The sequence below is a fragment of the Massilistercora timonensis genome (assembly GCF_048354975.1).
In the GTDB taxonomy this organism is placed as follows: domain Bacteria; phylum Bacillota; class Clostridia; order Lachnospirales; family Lachnospiraceae; genus Massilistercora; species Massilistercora timonensis.
The window spans coordinates 1-8,461 of sequence record NZ_DBGCJQ010000105.1 but is presented as its reverse complement, the minus strand read 5'-3'; the positions used below and the strand labels follow the sequence as shown (position 1 = coordinate 8,461).

Here is an 8,461-nt window from a genome sequence, read left to right as displayed (position 1 = left end):
CGGGAAGCAGGCTGTAAGGAGGCGCAGGGGTATCTGTTTTCCAAACCTCTCACGATTGAGAAATATGAAGAGTTTGTATATTCAAAGGAGAGAAAAGTTTAAGTCATTATAGAACATGTGATTCACAGATTGTATTGACAGAACTGGAAATGAGTGTTATATTACATGTAGAACAGGTGGTGATAATATGACACAGAAACGAGATTACTATGATGTCCTGGGGGTAGGCAGGGACGCGGACGCCGGGGCGATCAAAAAAGCATATAGAAAATTAGCGAAGAAGTATCATCCGGACACCAACGCGGGCGATGCGGAGGCAGAGCGGAAGTTCAAGGAGGTCACAGAGGCTTATAATGTACTCAGCGACCAGGAAAAGAAGAAGCTGTACGACCAGTTTGGTCATGCCGCATTTGACGGCAGCCAGGGCGCCTGGGGAGGTCAGGATCCGCGAGATGGCCAGAGGTATTGGAGCGGCCAGAGATCCGGAAGCAATGGCGGTTATCAGGAATTCCACTTTGAAGGCGGCGATATGGACGATCTTTTCAGAGACATATTCGGGGACAGCTTTGGCCGGCGCGGTTACCGGCGCAGGGGAGAGGATCTTCACGCGGATATTTCCGTTACCTTTGACGAGGCCGCCTTTGGCTGTGAAAAGGTGATCCATCTGGAGAATGGCGCTGACGGAAGTGTTCAGTCTCTTCAGGTGAAGATCCCGGCAGGGATCGAGAGCGGCAAGACCATCCGGCTGAAAGGCAAAGGCCACCCGGGTATGGGCGGCGGAGAGCCGGGGGATCTTCTGCTGCGGGTTACCGCAGGGGAGAAACCTGGGTTTGAGCGGAAAGGGATGGATCTTTATACTACGCTGCGGATCCCGTTTACCACAGCGGCTCTTGGAGGGGAAGCCACGGTGCAGACCATTTATGGAAATGTGCTGTGTAAGATCAGGGAAGGCACCCAGTCGGGGAGTAAGATCCGGCTGAGAGGCAAGGGCATTGTTTCCATGAAAGATCCTTCTATTCATGGGGATCAGTATGTGAAGATCGAGGTTCAGGTTCCCAGGAATCTAAGCCCGGAAGCCAGGCAGAAGCTCAGGGAATTCCAGCAGCTCTGCCAGGGCGGCGCAAGATCTGGGAGCGCCAGCGCGGCATAAGAAAGAGCAGGAAGATAAGATAGGAATAAGATGCAGCCGGCAGTCGGCGGGAAAAGTCCCGTGGTGAGATGCCGGCTGCGTTTTTGTCGTAAAGAGCGCAGGACTTGTGTTTTGGCCTTTTTTTGTGTATCATCTATAAGGAAGATTTGTGAACACAGGAGGAACTATGGCAGCACTGTTTTTTGATATTGACGGGACTCTGATCAGTGAATATACGGGAGGAATTCTGGAAAGCGCCAGAGAAGCATTGAGCAGCGCCCGGGCAAATGGACATAAGATTTTTATCAATACCGGACGGACCCTTTGCTGCCTTCCGGCCGCTGTGGCAGCCTTTGGATTTGACGGTCTGTTGTGTGGCTGCGGGACCTATCTGATCTATCACGACCAGTTGTTGCTGGAAAGCAAGATTCCTTTTGAGCGCGGACTTGAACTGATTGAGGCAATGAAGGTCTGCGATATCGAGGGGTTTCTGGAAGGGACGGACAATGTGTATTTTTCCGGTCTGCCCTCCCGGTTTAAAGATCTGGAAGATTCGAAAAGGTATATTATGGAGCTGGGCGTTGGCAAAGAAAAGTGCATAGAGGAACGGGATTTCTTATATGATAAATTCTTTGTCTATACCGATGAGAAAAGTGACAGGCAGCGTTTTTTTCATTTGCTTGGACCAGACATTGATCCTATCGACAGAGGTGGAGGAACGTATGAGTGTGTCCAGAAGCAATATTCCAAGGCCACGGCGATCGCGTATATGCAGGAGTATCTGGGACTGGATCGGGATGAGATCTATGTGGTGGGGGACAGCGCCAATGATCTTCCTATGTTTCGGTATGGCGGCCATGGGATCGCCATGGGGGATCATGATCCAGTGCTGGATCCTTATACAGAATATGTTACAGATAAGGTGGAACGGGACGGGATCAAGAAGGCGCTGCTGCACTATGGCCTGATCTGAGGGCGGCAAATTTTAAGACGGATAGGGTGATGAGAAGGATGTGGAAGGAGATCCCGTATTTCAGGATTGAAGGGGCATTTGGCGGAAACCAGGACTGGTTTACCAATATTGTGATGAATATGGGCGGCTGCGGGGCGGCTACGGCCTGCGACTGCTGTATTTATTTTGCCCGGTTTCTGGGATTGAAAGAGTTGTATCCCTTTGATGTGGATTCGTTGTCTATTCAGGATTATAAAGATTTCAGCCAGATCATGAAGCCCTATATCCGGCCGCGGGTAGGGGGCGTGAAGAACCCCCAGTGGTTTATTGATGGATTTGAGAAATATATCCGGGATATAAATGAGAAGACCGGAAGCCAGATCCAGATCGATATGGATATTTTTGACGGAGAGAGAAATGTGGACGAGGCCAGAACCCTTATTATGGAGCAGATCGACCATAGGATGCCGGTGCCTTGCCTTCTCCTTCGCCACCAGGATGTGAAGCAGTTTAAGGATTATACCTGGCACTGGTTTCTGCTGGTTGGGTATGAGGATCTGGAAGAAGATTTGAGGATCAAGACCGCTACCTATGGAGAGGCGGAAGAATTTTCCCTGAAGGAATTGTGGGATACCGGATATGAGGAGAAAGGCGGCCTTATTCGGCTGCGCGTTTAAGTGGGGACGTGGTATTTTCGAAAATACCACGTCCCAGATTGAAAATACCCTGTCCCTTTTTGAATCTAATGGCCGGAGGTAGCCTTAAGCCCGATGATCCCGACCAGGAGAAATGCCACGAAAAGCAGGCGAACGGGGCTGCAGGATTCTTTAAAAAGCAGGATTCCTACAATAACTGCGCCCAGTGCGCCGATGCCGGTCCAGATGGCGTAGGAGGTGCCAAGAGGCAGAGTCTTGGTGGCCTGTGCCAGGAACAGGAAGCTGAAGATCATGCCGATCACTGTGAGAATGGAGAATTTTATCACGCTGAAGCCCTCCGAAAGCTTCAGGCAGGTAGACCAGAATACCTCCAGAAGTCCGGCTGCAAATAAGAAGATCCATTCCATGTATTGTTCCCTCTCTTTCTCATTTGTTTTGTCTTGCCGTTCACAAAAAAAGCGCCAAATCTGTATCCTCTAAGGCCTATGGATACAAGGTTCAACGCTGATTGCCCGGCGGCAAATTTCATTTCTTATATTTTTCGTCCATATGGTATCAGAGAACCTGAGGGATGTCAAGATTTCCATGGTAAAAACTTGATTTTTCCGGCTAATCCCGGTATGATAAAACGCAGAGTGACTGCAGCCCCTGCTGGCGGGGCGAGGAAAGGAAGTAAGAAACGTGGAGAAAAAGAATCTGCCCATAGGATTTATGGATTCCGGGCTGGGGGGCTTAAGTGTCCTGAAGGAAGCCCTGCGGATCATGCCCTATGACGATTTTATCTATTATGGAGATTCCAGGAACGCCCCCTATGGGGTCAAGGATCAGGAGACTATCCGGCGGCTGACCTTCCAGGTGGTGGAAATGCTGCTGGAGAGGGGGATCAAGGGACTGGCTATCGCCTGCAATACAGCGACCAGTGCGGCGGTGGCAAAGCTTCGGCTTGCTTATCCACAGCTTCCCATTGTGGGGATCGAACCGGCGGTGAAGCCGGCGGTGGAGCATAATCACGGGGGAAGAATCCTGGTGATGGCAACGCCTATGACTATCCGCCAGGAGAAATTCCACAAGTTGCTGGAGCGCTACAGAAATGGAAAAGAAGTGGTTCCGGTTCCCTGTGAAGGGCTGATGGAATTTGTGGAACACGGAGAACTGGATGGAGATACGCTGGAGGCTTATTTCCGGGAACATCTGACTCCCTATCTGACAGAGGATACAGAGACTATTGTGCTGGGCTGCACCCATTATCCTTTCCTGCGGAGATATCTGCGGAAATTCCTTGGAGAACGCAAGATCGATCTGATCGACGGGAGCCTGGGGACGGCTGCGGAACTGCGGCGCCGGCTCCTGGAGCAGGGCCTTTTGTGGGAGGAACCCAGGGAGCGCAGCGTGGTGATCGAGAATTCCCTGGATGATCCGGAGATGATTAGGAGAAGCTGGAAACTTCTGCAATTACCTATCGATTAAATTTAATTGGGGACGTGGTATTTTTAAAAATACCACGTCCCCAATTAAATTTATGACTGCATTTTGTGCATTTCTCTCCGGATCAGGATCACGCTCACCAGGAAGGCGATGAAGTCTGCCACCGGCCCGGAATACAGAATGCCGTCCAGGCCAAAGAACAGGGGCAGGATCAGCACCAGCGGGATCAGGAAGAAGACCTGTCTCGTCATGGAGAGGACCAGTCCCTTGAGGGGCTTGCCGATGGCGGCGAAGAAATTGGAGGACAGAAGCTGCACGCCGTTGATGATGACCATGAAGAGGAAGGTGCGCATAAAGCGGATGGCAAATTCGTAATACATGGCGTCTCCCGTGCCGAACAGGGAAATGATCTGGTAGGGGAAGAACTGGAACAAAAGGAAACCGATGGTGGAGATCACCAGGTTGCAGGTGATGGCCAGCCGGTAGGTGCCCCGCACCCGGTCAAATTGCCTTGCCCCGTAATTAAAGCCAATGATGGGCTGGGAGCCCTGGGAGATGCCGATGATCACCGCCAGAAGGATGGCGTTGGTCTTCATGACGATGCCGCAGGCTGCCAGCGGGATATCCGTGCCGTATTCCGAGAGAGCGCCGTAGTAGGTAAGGGAGTTGTTCAGCACGATCTGCACCAATGTGATCCCTACCTGATTCAGGCTGTTGCTCATCCCCAGGGCAGCAGTCCGGAGGGTTTCCTGAAGGTTCAGGCGCACATCGGAAAGCCGTACTTCCACCGTCTTAAACCTGCGGATATAGGCGATGGCTGCCAGGAAGGAGAGGAACTGGCCGATAATGGTGGCCCAGGCGGCTCCTGCCACACCCAGATCAAAAATGAAAATGAAGATGGGATCCAGGATGGTGTTGGCAATGGCGCCGATCAGCATACAGGTCATGGAATACCGGGGGCTTCCGTCCGCCCGGATCAGGTTACTCATACTGGTGGTGACCACCTGGAAAGGCATGCCAAGGGCGATGATCCGGGAGTAGGTCTCCGCATAGGAGAGATTGGCCGGTGTGGCGCCGAATGCCAGCAGAAGGGGATGGAGGAACACTTCGATCAGTACCGCATAGAGGATGCCGAATGTGAGCATCATGGCGATCCCGTTTCCCACTACGGATTCTGCCTTCTTCTGCTCGCCTGCTCCCAGGTAAAGGGAGAACTGAGAGGCGCTCCCGATGCCGATGAGAAGGGAGATGGCAAGACAGATGGTGGTGAGAGGATACGAGACGTTGGTTGCTGCATTTCCCAGATATCCCACGCCCTGGCCGATGAAGATCTGGTCTACGATATTGTAGAGCGAACTTACCAGCATGGCGATGATGCTTGGGATGGCAAATGATTTTAAAAGGGAAGGGATTGGTTTATATCCCAGAGGGTTTTCCTGTGTCTGTATGGTTGTCAATGTAGATCACTTCTTTCTTTTGGATTGATAAATGGAGAGGGGGGATTTTTTACAGGTATCCCCCGTCGGCCCCGATGATCTGCCCGGTCAGGTAGGAGGGGGCGGTGGCCACATCCCAGACGATCTGGGCGATCTCGTCGGGAGTGCCGAAACGTCCCATGGGAATGTCTTCTTCCAGCGCGGCCCGCTCCTCTTCGTCAAGCTGATGATTCATCTCCGTGTCGATGACGCCGCAGGCAATGGCGTTCACCGGGATGTTGCTGGGAGCAAGCTCTTTGGCAAGCGCCCGGGTCAGGCCGTGGACTCCGGCTTTGGAGGCAGAGTAGGCAACTTCACAGGAAGCGCCGGAGGTGCCCCACATAGAAGAAATGTTGATGATGGCGCCTTGTTTCTTTGCCACCATGCCGGGGACAGCGGCCCGGCAGCAGTAGAATACAGAGGAAAGGTTGGTGCGGATGATCCGGTCCCACTGTGGGTTGTCAAGATCGGTAAGAAGCCCGATGTGGGCGATACCTGCGTTGTTCACCAGGATATCAAGGTGACCGCAGGTTTCTTTTATTTTCTGAAATATGCGCGCTACGTCTCCGGGATCTCCCACATCTCCGGGGGTCAGGGTGCAGACGCCTGCGCCCTGCCGCTCAATCTCTTCCCGGACCTGCTCCAGGGCTTCCAGGGAAGAATGGCTGTTGAGAAATACATGGTATCCCCGGGAGGCAAAGAGAAGGGCGATGCTTCGCCCGATGCCCCGGGAAGAGCCGGTGATGAGAATGGTTTTTCGCGCCATGAATGTACCTCCTTTATCTGTGGTCCGGAGAAAAGAGATCTCTCCGGACCCTGACATTATAATTATAACGGACAATCATTGCTATTTAAAGTAGGAGATGGTATGATTTATATATTAAAGATGATAGTCAACCATCACTCAGGTAACACTTCGGGAGGTTACAAAAAGAGGAAGATGAATATGATCGACAAGGCAATCGAATTTGCGACGAAGGCGCACGAGGGACAGTTCCGCAAAGGGACCAAGAGGCCGTATATCGTCCATCCTATTGAGGTTGGGGATATCGTTTCCACCATGACCAAGGACGAGGAGGTGATCAGCGCGGCAGTGCTTCATGACACCATTGAGGACTGCGAGGGGGTCACTCAGAGGATCCTGGCCCAGGAATTCTCGGAGCGTGTGGCCTATATGGTTGCCAGGGAGAGTGAAGATAAGTCCAGGACCTGGATGGAGCGCAAGCGGGCCACCATCGAATACATCCGCACAGCCCCCAGAGAAGTGCAGATGATCGGCCTTGCGGACAAGCTCTCCAATATGCGGGATATTGACCGGGATTATCCGGTGGCGGGAGAAGAATTGTGGAACCGCTTCCGGATGAAGGATAAAGCCACCATCGGCTGGTATTACAAGGGAGTAAGGGACGCCCTGAACGATGGATTTAAAGGAGTTCCGGCGTATGAAGAATACTGCCGGCTGATCCGGAAGAATTTCGGATAATATAAAAAGGGACAGGGTTTTTTCAATCTGGGACGTGGTATTTTTGAAAATACCACGTCCCCACTTGAAGACAGGAGTGGGACATGATCATCAGCGCGAGCAGAAGGACCGACATCCCGGCGCTGTATTCTCAGTGGTTTATGAACCGGCTGAGAGAGGGCGAGGTACTGGTCCCCAATCCGTACAACCGCAGAAAAGTAAGCAGGATCCGTCTGTCGCCGGAAGTGGTGGACGGGATTGTTTTCTGGACCAAAAATCCGGAGCCGCTGCTTCCGTATCTGCGGGAACTGGACGCCATGGGTTACCGGTACTGTTTCCAGTATACCATTACGGATTATGGGAAGGATCTGGAGCCTGGCGTTCCGGATGTAGAGGAGGCGATGGCCACATTTCTGCTCTTGAGCCAGCGGCTGGGAAAAGAGCGGATGAACTGGAGGTTCGATCCGCTTCTTTTGTCGGAGAAGTATACCATTTCCTATCATCTGGAGCATTTTGAAATGATGTGCGAATGGCTTCATAAGGCGGCGGACCGCTGTGTGATCAGTTTTGTGGACGAATATCGGGGAAGCGCCTGCCGGGAGCTGGAGCCGGAAGAGATCTTTACGCTGGCAGAAGGGATCGGACGGATCGCCGGGAAATATGATCTGCCGGTTTATACCTGCGCAGAGGAAATGGATCTGACGAGATATGGAATCCGTCAGGGAGCCTGTATTGACCGGGAGCAGCTTGAGAAGCTGGCGGGATACCGGCTGGACTTAAAGAAAGACAAAGGCCAGCGGAAAGCCTGCGGTTGCGTGGAGAGCATAGATGTAGGGATGTATGACACCTGTATCAACGGCTGCCGCTACTGTTATGCGGTGAGCGGGCAGGAAGGAGCGGACAGGAAATATGAGCAGCATGATCACAACTCCCCTCTTTTGATCGGACATCTTAGAGGAGACGAGATCCTTACAGAGCGGGAAGTGACTTCCGCAAGGGACGATCAGCTCTCTCTGTTTGATATGGCGTTTATGTAAGGAAGAAGGGCAGGAGAATGGCAGACATCAGAAAACGGATGACTTTCTACGGCAGAGTGCAGGGGGTAGGGTTCCGGTATACGGCAAAACATCTGGCACGGTCGCTGGGACTGACCGGCTGGGTGGAGAATCAGTGGGACGGAACTGTTCTTCTGGAAGTGCAGGGCCGGGAGGCTTTGATCTACAAGCTGATGGAAGGGCTAAACCACAATCCGTTCATTACCATCGACTGGATCGATACCAAGGATATCCCGCTGGAGCAAGAGAGCGGATTTGACGCAAGATGATCAAAAAGGGACAGGGTTTTTTCAATCTGGGACGTGGT

At 52.3% G+C, this 8,461-nt stretch carries 10 protein-coding genes; 7 read left to right on the top strand and 3 right to left on the bottom strand.

Translation table 11 applies throughout. The annotated features are described in order from the left end of the window. Positions 1-187: 187 nt before the first annotated feature. The 3 genes from ACML7B_RS09595 to ACML7B_RS09585 all read left to right on the top strand — a co-directional run bounded on the left by ACML7B_RS09595 (position 188) and on the right by ACML7B_RS09585 (position 2,758). On the top strand, positions 188-1,150 hold the full coding sequence (locus ACML7B_RS09595; RefSeq protein ID WP_418540942.1) for a DnaJ C-terminal domain-containing protein: 963 nt from the start codon (positions 188-190) through the stop codon (positions 1,148-1,150). A 166-nt stretch (positions 1,151-1,316) separates the two neighbouring features. Then, positions 1,317-2,102 carry a Cof-type HAD-IIB family hydrolase gene (locus ACML7B_RS09590; RefSeq protein ID WP_418540940.1) on the top strand — a complete coding sequence of 262 codons (786 nt, stop codon included), beginning with the start codon at positions 1,317-1,319 and terminating at the stop codon, positions 2,100-2,102. Between the two features lie 29 nt (positions 2,103-2,131). Continuing rightward, positions 2,132-2,758: a hypothetical protein gene (locus ACML7B_RS09585; RefSeq protein ID WP_418540938.1), complete on the top strand. Its 627-nt coding sequence runs from the start codon at positions 2,132-2,134 to the stop codon at positions 2,756-2,758. Positions 2,759-2,823: 65 nt separating this feature from the next. On the opposite strand, the gene ACML7B_RS09580 is transcribed toward ACML7B_RS09585, so the two are convergent. Then, on the bottom strand, positions 2,824-3,144 hold the full coding sequence (locus tag ACML7B_RS09580) for a DMT family transporter (protein ID WP_106788774.1): 321 nt from the start codon (positions 3,142-3,144) through the stop codon (positions 2,824-2,826). A 274-nt stretch (positions 3,145-3,418) separates the two neighbouring features. Here ACML7B_RS09580 and murI point away from each other — a divergent pair, with 274 nt between their 5' ends. Further along, entirely contained in the window at positions 3,419-4,204 is a 786-nt protein-coding gene (gene murI / locus ACML7B_RS09575; protein ID WP_346706974.1) for a glutamate racemase, read from the top strand. Positions 4,205-4,254: 50 nt separating this feature from the next. Here the strand turns inward: murI and ACML7B_RS09570 are convergent, their stop codons facing one another. Further along, positions 4,255-5,610, bottom strand: a complete 1,356-nt coding sequence (locus ACML7B_RS09570) for an MATE family efflux transporter (RefSeq protein ID WP_418540945.1) — start codon at positions 5,608-5,610, stop codon at positions 4,255-4,257. A gap of 58 nt (positions 5,611-5,668) precedes the next feature. Next, positions 5,669-6,403 carry an elongation factor P 5-aminopentanone reductase gene (gene ymfI / locus ACML7B_RS09565; RefSeq protein ID WP_418540936.1) on the bottom strand — a complete coding sequence of 245 codons (735 nt, stop codon included), beginning with the start codon at positions 6,401-6,403 and terminating at the stop codon, positions 5,669-5,671. A 180-nt stretch (positions 6,404-6,583) separates the two neighbouring features. On the opposite strand from ymfI, the gene ACML7B_RS09560 reads away from it, so the two are divergent. The 3 genes from ACML7B_RS09560 (at position 6,584) to ACML7B_RS09550 (ending at position 8,423) form a co-directional block, all read left to right on the top strand. Beyond that, the gene (locus ACML7B_RS09560; RefSeq protein WP_346706971.1) at positions 6,584-7,120 is read left to right on the top strand and encodes an HD domain-containing protein; all 537 of its coding nucleotides are present in this window, start codon (positions 6,584-6,586) and stop codon (positions 7,118-7,120) included. An 83-nt stretch (positions 7,121-7,203) separates the two neighbouring features. After that, positions 7,204-8,136: a DUF1848 domain-containing protein gene (locus ACML7B_RS09555; protein WP_418540933.1), complete on the top strand. Its 933-nt coding sequence runs from the start codon at positions 7,204-7,206 to the stop codon at positions 8,134-8,136. Positions 8,137-8,153: 17 nt separating this feature from the next. Further along, entirely contained in the window at positions 8,154-8,423 is a 270-nt protein-coding gene (locus ACML7B_RS09550) for an acylphosphatase (protein WP_346706969.1), read from the top strand. Positions 8,424-8,461: the final 38 nt, after the last annotated feature.